We start from the raw sequence: 15,299 nt of genomic DNA on the forward strand, positions 1-15,299 counted from the left end.
CTACCCGATATCGATTGGAAGGGATAGCAAGTGAAACGAAAGAGTTTTCCCGTGTGCATCCAGATTAAGGGAATTATTCACGCCGCCGTCCAGTACATCGTCGAGGACGAAGTTCATCGCGCCAAGCCTTGGTAAGAGATAACGAACGACATGAGTTGGCGTCCGATGCCTAAAATGCTCCGTAACACGCTCTTCAGTCACCTGGGTCACAAGTAGATCGTAGTCTTCTGGCCGGTAGACGATCACGCTAATATTTGATCGATTTCCCTTATCACCCGTGCGAGCGTGCGCAAGTTCGTAGAGTGGAACGGTTTTGATTGGCATCAGAGGCCTCATTGCGTGACGAAATGGAAGCGGGCTGGAACCGCGGAACGAGGAACGAAGCAGGTTTGCATCGAGACGCGCCGGCGCTTATTTAGTCTAACGCCGCCACCTCCTGCAGGACCGTTGTTATATAAAGCGTTCACTTCTCGTAGCATGCGATCGATGACGTCTGCTTCAGCATGAGCACCGGCCACGCGCAGCCGTACATCGCTAGCGAAGCCCCGAGCCGTCGATTTCAAAAGACGTCCTGAGTCGTCGCCACTGATGCTCACGACACCAATGAGATCGAATCGAAGGTGAAGCGCACCTTTCAGGCGAGCTTCAATGACTTGCATGCTAAGGCGAGCGCGGGCTTCGGCATTGCAGCCGGAATAGGATATTTCGGCTTCCCCGAGCCAACCGTCGTCGAAGTAGACGTTGGTCTTTAAGGTATCCGGTCGTTGTTGGCCGCGCACTCCGTGTACACGAACCGCGTTTGCACCTATCTGTTCGAGCTCAAGTTCGCCAATATCTGCCACTACGTCGGGCGTGATGAACCGGGCAGGATCATGGATCTCGTAGATCAGTTGCTCCTTGACGGTCAGTAGGTCAACCATTCCTCCCGTGTCGTCCGCCTTCGTGATGATGCAACTGCCATCTGGGAAGATCTCCGCGATGGGGAAGCCTAGCTTGTCCATTCCAGGCACATCTTTCATGCCGGGGTCGCAGAAGTACCCCCCTGTTACCTGGCTGCCGCATTCCAGGAGATGGCCGGCAATAGAGGCACCCGCCAGCTTGTCCCAGTCGTCTTCTTGCCAGCCAAAATGCGCAATGGCGGGGCCGAGAGTAAGTGCTGGATCGGCGACGCGCCCAGTCACGACGATTTGCGCGCCTGCTTTGAGGGCCTCTGCGATCGGAAACGCACCTTGATAGACATTGGCGCTTACTACCTTCTCCTGTGGCACCGATGTCGCAAACAGAGTTGCCATGGCTTCAATGTGGCCATCCAGAGGAACCTCGTCACCGCTGACTATCGCAATTGTCGGAGTTGGCAGTCCAAGTTCGGCGGCGAGTTCCAGAATCCGTTTGGCAGCGCCCTCTGGGTTGGCCGCGCCGAAATTGCCAACGATTGGAATGCCGTGACTAAGACACTTGCCGAGCACGGGGGATAGTTCCAATGCGAGCAACGGCTCATATCCCAGTTGCGGATCGTTGGACTTCGCAATGTGTGCAAACGCAAGCGTGCGCTCAGCTAGGTTCTCGTAAATTAGTACGGCCGGTTGAGCTCGACGGATCAGCGTGTCAACGACCGGCTCAGCGGCGTCAACTCGATCGCCCGAAAACCCTGCACCGCATCCAACGAGAAGGCTCTTCACCATTGTTGTCTCCTGCTAGAAAATGACTGGCAGGATCTTGCGTCAAGTCTATTTTGTAGTAAATTGGGCTTATTCGTAAAATAATCCTGTTTTACTTAACAATGAGACTTTCGACTGCCCAACTAGACGCATTCTTGGCCTTGTGTGAGACGCTGCGGTTCTCGCTCGCAGCTGAGCGAGTACACGTCTCGACGTCAGCATTCAGCCAGATCATCAGTCGCCTGGAGGAGGATGTGGGCGTACGCCTGTTCGACAGAAGTACCAGGCATGTGGCGCTCACCCCCGAAGGAGAGATATTTGAGCTGGGTGCGCGTCGGATTGCTGCTGAGGTCGATTTTGCGATGGATGAACTGCGCGCGAGAATCGCAGGGAAGTCAGGTGAGGCGTCCATCGCAGCGACTCCTACTCCATGCGTGTCTTGGTTGCCCGAGAGGCTGAGTGAATTCTCAAAGGGCAATAGTGGGATACGGATCAATCTGCGCGATGGTGTGTCTCAGCGGTGCTTTGAGATGGTGAGCCAAGGTATTACTGATCTAGCGCTTGCTGCCGAACCCGGTGATTTGGCTGAGTTCGAGGCTACACCGCTATTTGACGCAGAATTCTCGGTCCTGCTGAGGAAAGATGATCCGCTCTCCGCACGTCGGCGCTTGTCCTTGTCTCAACTAGTCGGGCGAGACTTCGTCCATGTTGCGGGCCGGGGCGACGTTTGGGAGCAACGCCTAATGGATTTGCGAAAAGCTGGCATACGCGATTCTGGGTTCGAGGTGACCAACTTTGGAACGCTGGTTGGGCTGATTAGTGCGGGGTTCGGTTTAGGCGTCGTTCCGCGAATGGCGCTGCCACTTTGCCAGCGCGACGACCTTGTCTCTCGCCCGCTGACTGATGCTCACTTCGTGAGGCGGTTTTACCTCGTTCGTCGGCGCGGAAGAAGCTTATCCACAGCAGCCACGCTACTGTGGGATCACTTGGTAGCTGCCAGTAAAAAGTCATCCTCGACTTTTATCCCATGCAACTGACGTGCCGACGTGGGAGCCTCCTAGTATGCTGAAAACCAGGATAATTGTGCAAACAATCTCGATTATCAGGATTGGATAGTTGGCACATACTCGTCCGCGAAGTACATAAAACGGAGGAGACTATGAGTAAATTCGTGCATGCTGTCCCGCGCATTTGCGCTGTGGCAGTTGGGTTGGTTGCGATGCTTACGAGCCCCTATTCAGTTGCCAAATCTGAATGGCCAACTAGAGCAGTGCGTGTTGTGGTTCCGTTTGGTCCTGGCGGCCCAGCTGACGTGGTGGCAAGAGCGATCGGCCAGAGGTTGAGTGAACGTTGGGGGCAGAGTGTCATCATCGACAACAAGCCGGGGGGGAATACGACGATTGGGGCAGTCGACGTTGTCCGGGCCGCGCCTGATGGATACACGTTGCTTCAGGCGATCAACTCGACATTGACCGTGAACCGGTTCACGTTTTCGAAGTTGCCTTACAACGTGCAAAGCGACTTTGTGCCAATTTCGCTCGTGGCAAACGTACCCGTGGTTCTCGTCTCGAACCCGAAGGTACCTGCGAAGAGCATGGCTGAGTTTCTGGCATTGGCGCGTGCCCATCCAGGGAAATACACCATCGGTGGCGGCACCGTAGGGCTTCAACTCGCGGCGGAGCGTCTAAGCCGGGACGCCAAAATCCAGCTTCAGTATGTACCCTACAAGAGCGGAGCGGATGTCACGCGTGCGTTGGCGGGTGGGGAGATCGACATGGCGGTCGATGGTATTGCCGCGAATCTGCCCTTCATCAGGCAAGGCAAGATGCGCGCGCTTGCCACAAACGACACAAAGCGCATTCCCGCTTTGCCAGATGTTCCTACGCTGGCAGAAGCCGGGCTCATGAACTCTGAGGCGGGGCTCTGGCATGCGATTCTCGCCCCGCGAGGGTTGCCAAAAGATATTCAGCAGAAGATTCAACATGACATCGCTGCAGTGTTGAGCCTGCCTGATATCAGGCAACGGTTCGCAGAATTGGGGATGGAGGCGACGGCCAGCACTTCCGAAGAGTTGTCCCAGAAGATCGAGAGTGAAAGTAAGGCCCTTGGGCCGCTTATCAAAGATCTTGGACTGAAGATGGACTAAGGAGAAACGCTAGCAATGTTCTTCTCCGCTCCGCCTCGCATTGAGGCAACCGTGTTTGCCGAGCTCCCACAACATCTGCGTCCTGCTAAACCGAATGCAGAATGGTGCACTGGCCAACCAGCCGGCACGCCGTCCGAGACGCTCTTGGAGGGGCCGTCGTTCGACAGAGACGGAAATCTATACTGTGTGGACCTGCCGAATGGGCGAATCTTTCGTATCGCCGGCGATGGGAGCTTTGAACTTCTAACGGAGTATGACGGCTGGCCGAATGGACTCAAGGTTCATCGCGATGGCAGGCTATTCGTCGCAGACTTCAAGCGTGGGCTGCTCACGGTCGATCCGCAAACAGGGAAAGTATCGTCATTTCTTGAGCGAGCGGGCCTGGAGCACTTCAAGGCAATCAACGACTTGTTTTTCGCGACAAACGGGGATCTCTACTTCACCGATCAGGGATTGACCGGGCTACATGATGCTACAGGGCGATTATTTCGCGTGACGCGAGACGGTAAGGTATCTTGCCTACTCAGCAACATTCCCAGCCCAAACGGTGTTGTCATGGATTTGGAGGAGCGAAGCGTTTTTGTTGCAGCAACTCGTGCGAATGCCGTGTGGCGCGTACCCCTGGACAAGGATGGCAACGCAACAAAGGTCGGTATTTTTGTCCAGCTATCTGGAGGCAACGGGCCTGATGGCCTTGCGCTCGATGCGCAGGGCGGATTGGCTATCGCTCATGTTGGTTTGGGATCGGTCTGGTTAGTCGATAGATTCGGCGAGCCAACCGCAAGGATTCAGGCAGATGGGCATCGACACACAACGAATGTCGCCTTCGGGGGGCATGACGGTAAGACGCTCTTCATCACGGAATCCGGATCGGGAACTATTCTTCAAGCCAGTGTAGAAATCGGGGGCAACCGAATGTTCTCACACCAGTAGCCCGACCGATGGGGCTTGTCGTTTAGGGATGACGGGGAGTTTGTCGACTTGTTGTTTGTGGGACCGAAGGCTTACGATTCGTACGGGACACGAACTGATTGTCTTTGTGCCGGTTTGCCAAGGGCATGCCGGCACAAAGGAAATGCGAATAGCCACGCGTTAGGTTAGACGACCGAGTTCTCGCAAGCGTTTGACTCTTTGCTTTTCCCGCGCGTAGGTGGAAGCTGCGAATTTCCGATAGTCGTCAGCTCCCAAGTAGTTTACCCGTTGATTCAACTGTTGCAGGACTCGGGTGCTGGCGGGCGATTCTAAGGCAAGTCTGAACGCATCCTGTATGAGCTTGATCCTGGATGGCTCCATCCCCTTCGGACCCGCAATCCCATATGGGGAGTCGACCCACACTGGATACCCTTGTTCGACGATCGTCGGTAGCGTGGGAAAGCGGGCAATTCGCTTCTCTGCGAAGGCGCCGATGTACCGCATCTTTCCAGACTCGATATGTGGGACGGCCACGCCGGAAAGCACGGCCGCATCGATGTGGCCGCCCAAAAGTGCGTTGACGACTTCACTGTCGCCTTTGAACGGCACCGCGTTGACTTTCACCTTGGCGGTGTCTATCAACTCCTCGGCTGCAATGTTGGGAGTTCCAAGAAGCCCTCCACCTGAACCGATGCTGAGATTGTTTGGCCGCTGAGTTGCATCGACCACGAACTCCTTGAATGACTTCCACGGCGCGTCGCTTCGTACAGCGATGCCGAACGTGAAGTCGGTCAACAGGGCGATGTAGGTGAAGCTAGTTAGTGGATCGTAGCTCGTCTTGTTCAGATAGGGCTCGCGATAGACAGATTGCGGTATTACTGCGAGTGTGTATCCGTCGGCGGGAGCGCGGGCCAGCGTTGCAGCCCCGACCGAGCCATTGGCCCCTGGGCGGTTTTCGACGACCACCGGTTGCCCCAATGATTTGCGCGCCTCCTCTGCAAGGACACGAACCACCACGTCCGTGGGACCACCTGCGGGATACGGAATAATCAAAGTGATTGGCTTGGCAGGGAAGGACTCCGCTCGCGACGTGGTGGTGGCAAATGGAATACAGCACGCAGCAGCTAACAAAGTCCGCCGGCGGGGCGAATGAACGGTCATCGTTGTCTCCGTTGTTCTGATCTTCTAGGGCACTTTGAGTGCCCGCCGGAGATGCGCGTGCTGCAGTGTGGAATCGCTGCGTGCGGTGCGACCATACCGGTATAACGATTCTTTCGGCACGACCTTTGGTTTGTCCAATACGGATAATGAATCCATCGATTTATTATCTGTATCGACGTTTGGCCCTATGTGACGACTGTCGTCGAAGTCCGATGCCACTCCGCTGGAGAACCCGTTTCCGTTCCTAGCTCTCCATCGGTAGAGTGGTCAAGAAGCGCTGCATCTGGGAAGAGACGTTGTCGATCGCCTGAACGCTACGACTCGCCCGGGATAGGGCAATTGCGCCTTCGCATGCGGCGATGACAAAATCAGCTGTTTGAGTAGCTTCGGTTGGGCCGACTCCATGCTCTGAAATGGCTTCTGCGAGAAGCAGCCGCCATTCGGTGAATGCGGCGTTTGCCGCTTCGAGTGCCTTTCGGTCCGTCTCGCTGTCCGTAGCCTCGACGGCGATTGCCAGAACGGGACAGCCAGCCTGGTAGTCGCTCGCCGCAACGATGTCGCGCCAAACTGAAAAGAACTGCCGCACGCCCTCTACAACGCCACGCTCGAGCGCCTTTCGCAGCTGCTCGGAGATGTATCCAGTGGCCATGGCAACGGCCTCGGAGATCATCTGGGACTTTCCATCAGGAAAGTAGTGATACGTGGAGCCGAGCGGCGCGTGCGCATGCTTGGCGACGTCCCGAATGCTGGTTGCATGTAGTCCACGCCGGCGGAGCATGTCCGCGGCGGCCAATACAAGGCGGTCGCGCGCGGAGGTGTCATTAGAGGGCATGTACAAGCGCATTGCTATAACGAGTGTCATAGCGTAGCATGAGTTTTCGCCTATAACACTCGTTATAACCATGACAGAGGCTGTTGACGTTGGGTCGGGTGCACCGCCCGTGAGGTTGACCATCCCTACCGCGGATGGCTTTCCGCTCGTGGGATATCGTTTCGACGCCCATGGAGCAGAGTTGGGCCGGTTCGTGGTAGCCGGTGCAACTGGCGTGCAGCAGCGCTACTATCGAAAATTTGCGCGCTTTGCTGCTGCGCGCGGCTTTACAACGCTGACTTTTGACTATCGGGGCATCGGACTGTCGCGGCAAGGTTCGTTGCGCGGATTTTCTGCGACTTATCTGGATTGGGCACGGCTAGACGTCACGGCAGTCGTGGCGGCGGCGCGATCGGGCGATACGCCCGTCCGGCTAGTTGGTCATTCCTTCGGTGGGCAGACGCTCGGCCTGCTTCATAACCACGCAGGGCTCAGCGGTGCCTACATTTTCGGGACTGGGGCGGGTTGGGCAGGCTGGATGCCCAAGCTGGAAGCGTGGAAGGTCAGATTGATGTGGAGCGCCGTCTTGCCTGTCCTGGTTGCCACCAAGGGCTACATGGCGTGGAGCAAGTTCGGCATGGGTGAGGACTTGCCTCTGGGCGTTTATCGACAGTGGAAGCGTTGGTGCAAGTATCCCCGTTACTTCTTCGATGACCCCGAGCTCCAGCATTTGACTGCGGCTTTTGCCGAAGTACGTATGCCAATCGTTGCAGTGAATTCGGTGGACGACCTGTGGGCGCCACCGAAGTCTCGGGACGCGTTCATCGAGCAGTACGCGAACTGCGATATTCGGCGCGTCGACCTCTCCCCGCAGCGAGAAACTGCAGGGATAGGCCACATGGGCTATTTCAATGCGGAGGCGTCATGGATGTGGGAAGACGTCCTGTCATGGGCAAGGCCCGTGGCTTCTACCGCGACGTCCCCGGACCAAAGGGAATGCTCGATCGCATGTCAATAGGAAGCCGCTGCGGTGCTACCGAATCTCCACGGCGACATCCCCGACGTCTGCGAACTGCGCCAGGAACTCGTCGCCTGTACGAGCCGCAGCCAGGACGTTGCAGGCACCTGAGCTGACGATATCGTCTTGGCGCAGGCCCATGGATCTCTTGCGCAGCCAGTTCGCGAGCCACGTGACGGCGTGAAGAGGGTTGTTCATGACGTCCCTAGACGACCCTCGGCCGTGCACCTTTCCGTTTCGAATGAGCGTTACGTCGATGCCGTCCTGCAACCTTCGATGCCAGTCAGGAACCGATGCACCATGAATGTAGCGGCCGGAGGCGAAGCCGTCGGCATAGACATACAAGGGCGCAGGAAGCTGCTTGTGCGGGAACCGGCATTCCGCCACCTCAATGCCGATGCGCACGTCGCGGACGGCGCTGGCGACTTCATCCAACGTGTAGGGCGCCATCTTTGGGGGTAGGTTCTGGTCAATTACGAAGAAGAACTCGCACTCGATGACGGGATCCAGCAAAGCCCTTCGTGCGAGGGTGGCCGGCTGAAGGGTGTGAAACTGAGCGAAGGTAATCCCGCATACCGGTCCTGCTGTGCGAAGACGCTCTTGAAGACGGGCGTTAGTCGCCGCAATCTTCCAGCCGGATTGCGTCCACGCAAGGGATTCGGCGACGTCGACCATGATTTCAAAGGCGGCAACCTCGTCGTTGATTTCGAATAGTCGCTCCACATCGGTCACCTGTCGACCACTCGCTCGTGCTTGAGCCAGGGCCTGGACCAGCATCCTTCGTGAGCCTTCGATGTTGTTGACGTCGGCCATGGCTTAGTCGATAGACGCGCCTGTCGCGGTGATTAGACGCTTCCAGGCTTCGGCTTCCGTCTTCATCTTTCGACGCAAATCCTCTGGGGTGCGCTGTGACGGCAGGTTGAGCCCGCGTGCTTTCAGTTGTGCTTGCAGCTCTCCGTCGTCCTGAACTCGCTTACTAACTGCGACGAGGAATTGCTGGACTTCGGAGGGAATGCCAGCAGGAGCAAGCAGCGCGAAGAAGACGCTGACATCGATGTCTTTCATACCTTGCTCCTGCAAGGTAGGGACCTGCGGGAGTAGCGCCGAACGTTCCGCAGAGGTTACGCCGAGGATCTTCAGCTTGTTGGCTTTCAGGAATGGATCGGCCGTGAAGACGTCGGTGAAGGTCATTGTGACCTGATTTCCCAAAAGTGCTTGAAGCGCGGGTGCGGAGCCTTTGTACGGCACATGCATCAATGAGATTCCTGCAGCCTTGGCAAACAAGAGCCCCGAGAGATGGGTTGTCCCACCGCTACCGGCAGAAGCAAAAGTTGCCGGGTGCGCTTTGGAATAGGCAATGAGTTCCGGGATCGAGCTGACGGGAAGGGCTTCGTTGACCAAAACCGCGTTTGGCATGCTGCCGAAATCGGCCACCGGCTCGAAGTCCTTGAGAGGGTTGAATTTCAGGGACCTGTAGAGGCCTGGATTGATGACCAGTACGGGCGAAGACCCGAAAAGTAGGGTGTAACCATCCTTTGTCGCTCTGGCGACATACTCGCCCGCAATGTTCCCGCTAGCGCCGGCCCGGTTCTCAACGATGACCGGCTGGCCGGCCAGGGTGCTCATTCGGGTGGCGACGGCGCGGGCTATAAGGTCGGCGGGCCCTCCCGCAGGGTACGGCACGACAAACGTAATGGCTCGTGACGGAAAATCGGATTTGGCCAGGGTAAAGGGCGCTGCAAAGGCCAGAGTGAGCAGCAGCAGGCCGCGGATGGTGTTCTTCATGGTTGTCCCCGTTGTTCGTAGTTTGCTTATCTTGGGTAATCGTACGGCTGCCGGAGGCGCCATGATTCTGAATCTGATATGGACCGATACGAACTTTGTATTGAATGAGAAGACGCGTTCTCTACCATGACGTTTCGTCACAACGTCGGTCGGAGAACATGGAAAATCGATTGCAGTACGGGGCGCTAACAGGGCTCCGCGTCCTGGATGCGTCCAGGGTGCTTGGTGGACCGCTAAGCGGCCAGATTCTTGGGGACCATGGCGCCGATGTCCTCAAGGTGGAGGGGCCCGAGGGCGACGATACGCGTCAATGGGGGCCACCTTATCTGGGGAGTAACTCTGCGTACTTCTCCGGCGCAAACCGCAATAAGAGCAACACGATCCTGAATCTTCGAGATGCCGCGGACCGTGAAAAATTCCTAGCGTTGCTCGACCAATCGGATGTGCTGATCGAGAATTTCAAGCCCAGCACGCTCCAAGGTTGGGGATGGGACCTTGGGACATTCCTGCAGCGCAATCCGAGGCTGATTCACTGCCGTGTATCTGGATTCGGTGCGAATGGTCCATACGGTGGCTTGCCTGCCTACGACACCGCTGTCCAAGCGCTATGCGGGCTCATGAGCGTGAATGGTGATGAAGCATCCGGGCCGTTGCGCGTCGGGCTTCCAGTCGTTGATATGACGACGGGTCTGAACGCCACGATTGGCATTCTTCTGGCCTTGCAGGCACGTAATCAAACTGGGCGCGGTCAACTGGTGGAAACGACGCTGTACGCAAACGCTGTCTCGTTGCTTCACCCGCACGCCGGCAACTTCCTTTCGACGGGCAGCTGTCCGCAGCCGACAGGGAACGCCCATCCGAATATCTATCCCTATGACAGATTCGAGACGGCAACCGGACCCATTTATCTGGCGGTCGGCAACGATACTCAGTTTCGAACGTTGTGTAGCGAGTTGGCCCTCGAGGATGTCGCGCTGGATGAGCACTTTGCAACCAATCCAGCAAGATCGGTGAACCGTGGAGTGCTTAGGGTAGTCCTTCGGGCTGCTCTGAGTGAACGTGACGGACGCGCGATGGTTGACTTGCTGGTACGAAAGGGTGTGCCATGTGCCCCCATCAGTTCGGTCCAAGAGGCGCTGCAGGATCCGCATACAGCGCATATGGGCCTGCTTGTTGAGATGGCGGACGGCTACAAAGGAGTGGCTTCGCCCATCATGCTGAGCGAGACGCCTCCGACATATCGGATGCCGCCTCCTACGCTTTGAAGAGGATACTGCAATGTCGTTCGATGAAACCAATGCACGTTTTCCGTATGGTTCGAGGAAGCGTTACCACTTGCACCATCCGCATCTCCTTTGTGCTGATCTCGAGGCCACTATTCGGTTCTATCGCGAATGGTTCGATGCGGAGGTGGCGTGGGATGGTATCTACGCAGGAACACGCAATGTTTTCATGAAGATTGGTATTGGTGCTATGCACTTGTATGAGAAGCCGGTTGACACTTTGAAGAAGAATGCGGTGCATCATCTAGGCTTTCAGGTGGTGGGTCTTCAGGAGTTGCATGACCGGATGAAGTCGGCTGGTCTGCATATTCCGTCTGGCGTCCGATCGTCACACGGAGGCGGCTATTTCATGGTCGAGGCGCCAGATAACGTCTTGCTCGAAGTCTTCGAACCTGGCCCTGAGCGGCCAGCCGACGTTCTGGCATACTACGGATACAACCAGCCAGAAGAAGAGCCGCGTTCGTAATTGCATGCGCGCGGCACATAAGAGCCGTGTATGCACAAGGAAGCGATTGAGTTGCGTCACCTCCGCTATTTCGCAGCATTGGCGGAGGAACTTAGTTTCGGCAGGGCAGCAGCGCGATGTCACGTCTCTCAGCCACCATTCAGTGTGGCGATCCAGCAGTTGGAGTCTTTTCTAGGCGTCACGCTGGTCACGCGAAGTAGCCGTAGCGTTGAGTTGACGGAGTCTGGGCGCCAGTTCTATCAGCGCGCTGTGGCGCTCATCAGCCAGGCGAACGCTTCGTTCGACGAAGTCCGGCGATTCGACGGCTTGCTGGCCCAGCGCTTCAATGTCGGATTTCACGCCTCAATGTTGTATCGCGGGCTAGGCGATGCCATTGGTGCGTTCCGAACTCAATTCCCGGATGTCCGCGTCTCACTTCATGAGATGTCGTCGATGAGTCAGCTCGACCGAATTCAACGGGGAGAGCTGGACGTCGGCTTCACGCACTCCATCGTCCCTCATCAGGAACAGCTAATTGATTGCACGACGCTCTTCAACGAGCGTTTCATGATTTGTGCGCCCAAGCACTTCAAATTGCCGAACGAACCGCTGGATCTGGTGCGCCTGAAGGATGAGAACTTCATTCTTTTCAACAGAAGCTCCTCACCGTATTACTTCGATACGATTTTGAGTCTTTGTGTCGCAGCAGGTTTCTCGCCTCGGATCGAGCATCGCGTAAGCCAATGGCTGACTGCGGTATCCGCAGTCTCGATGGGCATTGGTGTCGCCATCGTGCCAGAATGCCTTGCGACAACAGGCATCGGTGGCGTTATTTTTCGAGACATAGAGACGGCAGTACGCTCGCCAGTGCAGTACCTGGTGGCGAAGGACGCGAACGCCCAGTACGCGACAGCCATGCTGGACTTTGCGCGTACCCATATAAGGCCGTCGCGGGGTGCCAACTGACGGACGGCGGTGTTCTGAGGGGAGGGGCGTTGGGAAACGCCCCTTACGCCGACTGTATCAGCCCCAATTCGCGCTACGCTTTTCCACGAATGCCGAGATGCCTTCGCGCGCATCGTCGGTAGCTGCAACGCGACAGAACGTATCTACCGCGTAGGAAACTCCGCGACGGTAGTCACTGTCGACGGCTCGGTGGAATGCCGCTCTGCCAATGCGCATCGCGGATGCGGATTTGGCAGCTAGGCTTGCCGCCAGTGACCGTGCCTCCTCGAGCACCATGTCCGCCGGAACGACGCGATTCACCAGATGCAAGGCGTGCGCCTCGCTCGCAGTGAAGGAGCGCCCAGTGAAGAGCAAATCGAAGGCGACGTGACGACCTACGATGCGCGGCAAGTGGGTAAAGTGGATCGCCGGCAGCATGCCAACGTCAATCTCCGGGTAGCCGAAGCTGGCATCCTCGGCAGCCACAATCAGATCGCAGGAGATCGCCAGCGTCATGCCGCCGCCGCGCGCAGCGCCACTCACCGCGGCAATGGACGGCTTGCCGAGGCGATACTGTGCTTCTGACAACTGGACGTAAAGCTTGTCCAGTAGCGTGTGGACGGTATCTGCCGAAGCACCCTGCAGCGCTGCGATATCAAGCCCGGCACAGAATCTTTTTGGTGCTGCGCTTGCAACGATGACTGCGCGAGCCGAGTCGTCGGCGGCGGCGCGATCCAACGCCCGAATCAGCGCGTCAACCATCGGAACGGTCAGTGCATTGACAGGCGCGTTGTCGAGAACGATTTCGGCGACGTGGTCGCGGACGGTATAGGTGACTAGAGACATGGTCTGCTCAATATTGGGTTGGGCTAGGCGGCTGCGGTTGTCGCAGCGGAAGTCACGGTGCCAGCGCGGTGCAGGCCTTCAATCTGCTCTTGAGTGAATCCAGCTTCGTGCAGGATTTCGTCAGTGTGTTCGCCCAGCAGCGGTGCAGGCCGGCTCGCCTGGCGGGCCTCTCGCCGGAATCGGACGGGCAAGCCGATATTCGAGACGGTGCCCAGGACCGGGTGCTCCGTTTCGACGACCAGTTGCCGAGCCTGGACTTGCGGATGAGCCAGAGCCTGGTCCAGCGTCTGGATCGGCGAGCAGGGCACACCAATTTTCTGTAGCGTATCCAGCCAGTAAGCGAGCGGCTGCGTCGAGAGGCGGGACTGCACCAGTTCGACCGTCCGGGTGAAGTTCTTCACACGCGCCGCATTGGTGACGAAATCCGGATGATCGACCCAGTCCTCGAGGTCGGCCACCGAGCAGAAGCGCTTCCATTGCGCGTCATTGCCGACGCCAAGCATCAACGGCCCATCGGCGGCATCGAATGCCTGGTAGGGCGACATGGACGGATGCGCAGTGCCCATGCGTTGCGGGGCCTTCCCGCTGCGCCAGTAGTTCTGTGCCATGTACCCCATGAATCCAAGAGCAGTCTCCATCAGTGCTACTTCCAGGTACGTGCCTTTGCCAGTGGTATGGCGCTCGAGCAGGGCAGCCAGGATGCCGCTGAGGGCGTGCATGCCCGTGCCGATGTCGACGGGCGAGAAACTTGCTCGCGCAAACTTCCCACCGGGTTCGCCCATGGTGCTGATCATGCCGCTGAACGCTTGCAGCATTACGTCATAGCCAGGCTCGTTACCCAGTGGGCCATCGCGCCCGTAGCCGGAGATCTCACAGTAGATCAGCCGAGGATTCAGGGCACTCAACGTGTCATAGTCCACGCCGAGCTTCCGGGCGGTACCGCCGCCGAAGCCCTGCAGCACCACGTCAGCATTGGCAGCCAACTGTTGCGCGATACGCTGGCCATCTTCGGTCTTGAGATCCAGCGCGATGCTGCGCTTGTTGTGATTGACGGCCAGAAACACGGCAGACTGGCCCGCATCCTGCGGAAGCCATCCACGCGTGTCGTCGCCGGAGCCTGGGGGTTCGACCTTGATCACATCGGCGCCCAGCTCGCCCAGGTATTGGCCGCAGAGGGGCCCGGCCAGCACCTTGCTCAGGTCCAGCACGCGAATGCCTTTCAGTGGTTGCATGGCTTGCGTTTCCTTTGTCATTCCGGCTGGATGCCAAGCCCGCGCGCTACGTCTGTCCATCGCTGAGCGTCAGTTCGGACGAAGCTGACGAGTTGGTCGGGACGCGTGGGCATCGGTTCGGCACCACGATTGCGCAGCGCGGCCACGTATTCAGGGTCGTTGACTGCCTTCGCCGAGGCTGCTCGCAAACGGTCGACGACGGCCTTGGGCGTCTGTGCATGTGCCTGCAGAGAGAACCAGAACTTCAGGTCTGCGCCGGGATATCCGGCTTCCTTCAGCGTCGGGACGTCCGGCAGCATTGGGGAGCGTTGCGCAGAAGTAATGGCAAGAGGTCGCAATTTTCCGCCCTGAATCTGGCCAATGCATGTGGTGAAGGAGTCGAATACGAAATCGACTTGGCCGGCCATGACGTCTGTGAGCGCTGGGGAGCTACCCTTGTACGGGACCGCCACCGCCTGGAACCCCGCTTTTTTCTGCAGCAGGGAGCCATAGATGTGCGGCGAGGATCCCGCGCCAAAGGTCGCGTACGTCAAGGCATCGGGTTTCGCTTTCGCGAGTTGGACGAGCTCGGCTAGTGTCTTTACCTTTAGCTTGTCCGGATGTACCACCAAGACGTTGGGCATGGAGCCAGTCGTCGCAATGGGGACGAAGTCTTTCCCCGGCAGGAAGCGCGCATGGGGGTACATCAGCGGATTCACGGCCTGCATGGCCACGGTGTTGTGCAACAGTGTGTAGCCGTCATTGCCGCTGTCGAGGACATGCTGAGCCCCGATATTGCCGCTGGCGCCGGGGCGATTGTCGATAACGACTGGCTGTCCCAACTCTTTCGAAAGGGCCGTAGCCAATAGGCGAGCGATGAAGTCGGTGGGCCCGCCGGCTGCAAACGGTACAACAATCCGGACAGGCTTGGTCGGCCAATCCGCGGCAAGGAGGGGACCTGCCAAGCCTGCCATTACGGAAGCAGTTGCCCCCAGCAGCAGTGTGCGTCGTGTCGGATTCATAATCGTCTCCTTTGGTTTTGCCCGTAGCATGACGATGGGCGGGATATAAGTCCAAG

The 15,299-nt window shown here is 57.7% G+C and carries 16 protein-coding genes; 7 read left to right on the forward strand and 9 right to left on the reverse strand.

From position 1 onward, the window contains the following. Both AC1RKI_RS27050 and AC1RKI_RS27055 read right to left on the reverse strand, forming a co-directional pair. Positions 1-324, reverse strand: coding sequence for an AtuA-related protein (locus AC1RKI_RS27050; RefSeq protein WP_492798103.1), 324 nt, complete (start codon positions 322-324; stop codon positions 1-3). Positions 325-332: 8 nt separating this feature from the next. Continuing rightward, complete coding sequence (locus tag AC1RKI_RS27055) at positions 333-1,682, reverse strand: acyclic terpene utilization AtuA family protein (protein ID WP_492798101.1); 1,350 nt, start codon at positions 1,680-1,682, stop codon at positions 333-335. Between the two features lie 98 nt (positions 1,683-1,780). On the opposite strand from AC1RKI_RS27055, the gene AC1RKI_RS27060 reads away from it, so the two are divergent. The 3 genes from AC1RKI_RS27060 (at position 1,781) to AC1RKI_RS27070 (ending at position 4,737) form a co-directional block, all read left to right on the forward strand. Next, a complete protein-coding gene (locus tag AC1RKI_RS27060; RefSeq protein ID WP_066739177.1) occupies positions 1,781-2,695 on the forward strand; it encodes a LysR family transcriptional regulator in 915 nt (304 codons plus the stop codon). A gap of 122 nt (positions 2,696-2,817) precedes the next feature. Next, complete coding sequence (locus AC1RKI_RS27065) at positions 2,818-3,804, forward strand: Bug family tripartite tricarboxylate transporter substrate binding protein (protein WP_066739307.1); 987 nt, start codon at positions 2,818-2,820, stop codon at positions 3,802-3,804. A gap of 15 nt (positions 3,805-3,819) precedes the next feature. Further along, positions 3,820-4,737 (forward strand): SMP-30/gluconolactonase/LRE family protein, encoded by a 918-nt coding sequence (locus AC1RKI_RS27070; RefSeq protein ID WP_082926550.1) that lies wholly within the window; start codon positions 3,820-3,822, stop codon positions 4,735-4,737. A 159-nt stretch (positions 4,738-4,896) separates the two neighbouring features. Here AC1RKI_RS27070 and AC1RKI_RS27075 read toward each other — a convergent pair whose 3' ends face one another. Then, positions 4,897-5,877, reverse strand: a complete 981-nt coding sequence (locus AC1RKI_RS27075; RefSeq protein WP_066739176.1) for a tripartite tricarboxylate transporter substrate binding protein — start codon at positions 5,875-5,877, stop codon at positions 4,897-4,899. Positions 5,878-6,121: 244 nt separating this feature from the next. Continuing rightward, complete coding sequence (locus tag AC1RKI_RS27080) at positions 6,122-6,709, reverse strand: TetR/AcrR family transcriptional regulator (protein WP_492798098.1); 588 nt, start codon at positions 6,707-6,709, stop codon at positions 6,122-6,124. A gap of 109 nt (positions 6,710-6,818) precedes the next feature. Between AC1RKI_RS27080 and AC1RKI_RS27085 the strand changes: the two genes are divergently transcribed. Then, on the forward strand, positions 6,819-7,706 hold the full coding sequence (locus AC1RKI_RS27085; RefSeq protein WP_492798096.1) for an alpha/beta hydrolase family protein: 888 nt from the start codon (positions 6,819-6,821) through the stop codon (positions 7,704-7,706). Between the two features lie 15 nt (positions 7,707-7,721). Here AC1RKI_RS27085 and AC1RKI_RS27090 read toward each other — a convergent pair whose 3' ends face one another. Together AC1RKI_RS27090 and AC1RKI_RS27095 are read right to left on the reverse strand one after the other, a co-directional pair. Continuing rightward, complete coding sequence (locus tag AC1RKI_RS27090) at positions 7,722-8,519, reverse strand: 2-keto-4-pentenoate hydratase (RefSeq protein WP_066739174.1); 798 nt, start codon at positions 8,517-8,519, stop codon at positions 7,722-7,724. A 3-nt stretch (positions 8,520-8,522) separates the two neighbouring features. Further along, positions 8,523-9,491 carry a Bug family tripartite tricarboxylate transporter substrate binding protein gene (locus AC1RKI_RS27095; protein WP_066739173.1) on the reverse strand — a complete coding sequence of 323 codons (969 nt, stop codon included), beginning with the start codon at positions 9,489-9,491 and terminating at the stop codon, positions 8,523-8,525. Between the two features lie 158 nt (positions 9,492-9,649). On the opposite strand from AC1RKI_RS27095, the gene AC1RKI_RS27100 reads away from it, so the two are divergent. Genes AC1RKI_RS27100 through AC1RKI_RS27110 form a run of 3 tightly spaced genes read left to right on the forward strand, consistent with a single transcriptional unit; the run spans position 9,650 to position 12,185 of the window. Next, positions 9,650-10,756, forward strand: a complete 1,107-nt coding sequence (locus tag AC1RKI_RS27100) for a CaiB/BaiF CoA transferase family protein (RefSeq protein ID WP_066739172.1) — start codon at positions 9,650-9,652, stop codon at positions 10,754-10,756. 13 nt (positions 10,757-10,769) lie between these two features. Next, entirely contained in the window at positions 10,770-11,240 is a 471-nt protein-coding gene (locus AC1RKI_RS27105; protein WP_066739171.1) for a VOC family protein, read from the forward strand. A gap of 30 nt (positions 11,241-11,270) precedes the next feature. Beyond that, on the forward strand, positions 11,271-12,185 hold the full coding sequence (locus AC1RKI_RS27110; RefSeq protein ID WP_066739170.1) for a LysR family transcriptional regulator: 915 nt from the start codon (positions 11,271-11,273) through the stop codon (positions 12,183-12,185). Between the two features lie 57 nt (positions 12,186-12,242). Here the strand turns inward: AC1RKI_RS27110 and AC1RKI_RS27115 are convergent, their stop codons facing one another. The 3 genes from AC1RKI_RS27115 to AC1RKI_RS27125 are packed head-to-tail and all read right to left on the reverse strand — an operon-like array spanning position 12,243 to position 15,243. After that, positions 12,243-13,010: an enoyl-CoA hydratase/isomerase family protein gene (locus tag AC1RKI_RS27115; protein WP_066739169.1), complete on the reverse strand. Its 768-nt coding sequence runs from the start codon at positions 13,008-13,010 to the stop codon at positions 12,243-12,245. A gap of 23 nt (positions 13,011-13,033) precedes the next feature. After that, positions 13,034-14,242: a CaiB/BaiF CoA transferase family protein gene (locus tag AC1RKI_RS27120; RefSeq protein WP_492798092.1), complete on the reverse strand. Its 1,209-nt coding sequence runs from the start codon at positions 14,240-14,242 to the stop codon at positions 13,034-13,036. 17 nt (positions 14,243-14,259) lie between these two features. Continuing rightward, positions 14,260-15,243, reverse strand: coding sequence for a Bug family tripartite tricarboxylate transporter substrate binding protein (locus AC1RKI_RS27125; protein WP_066739168.1), 984 nt, complete (start codon positions 15,241-15,243; stop codon positions 14,260-14,262). Positions 15,244-15,299 lie beyond the last annotated feature (56 nt).

This window comes from Cupriavidus sp. GW822-FHT06G04 (assembly GCF_058799075.1).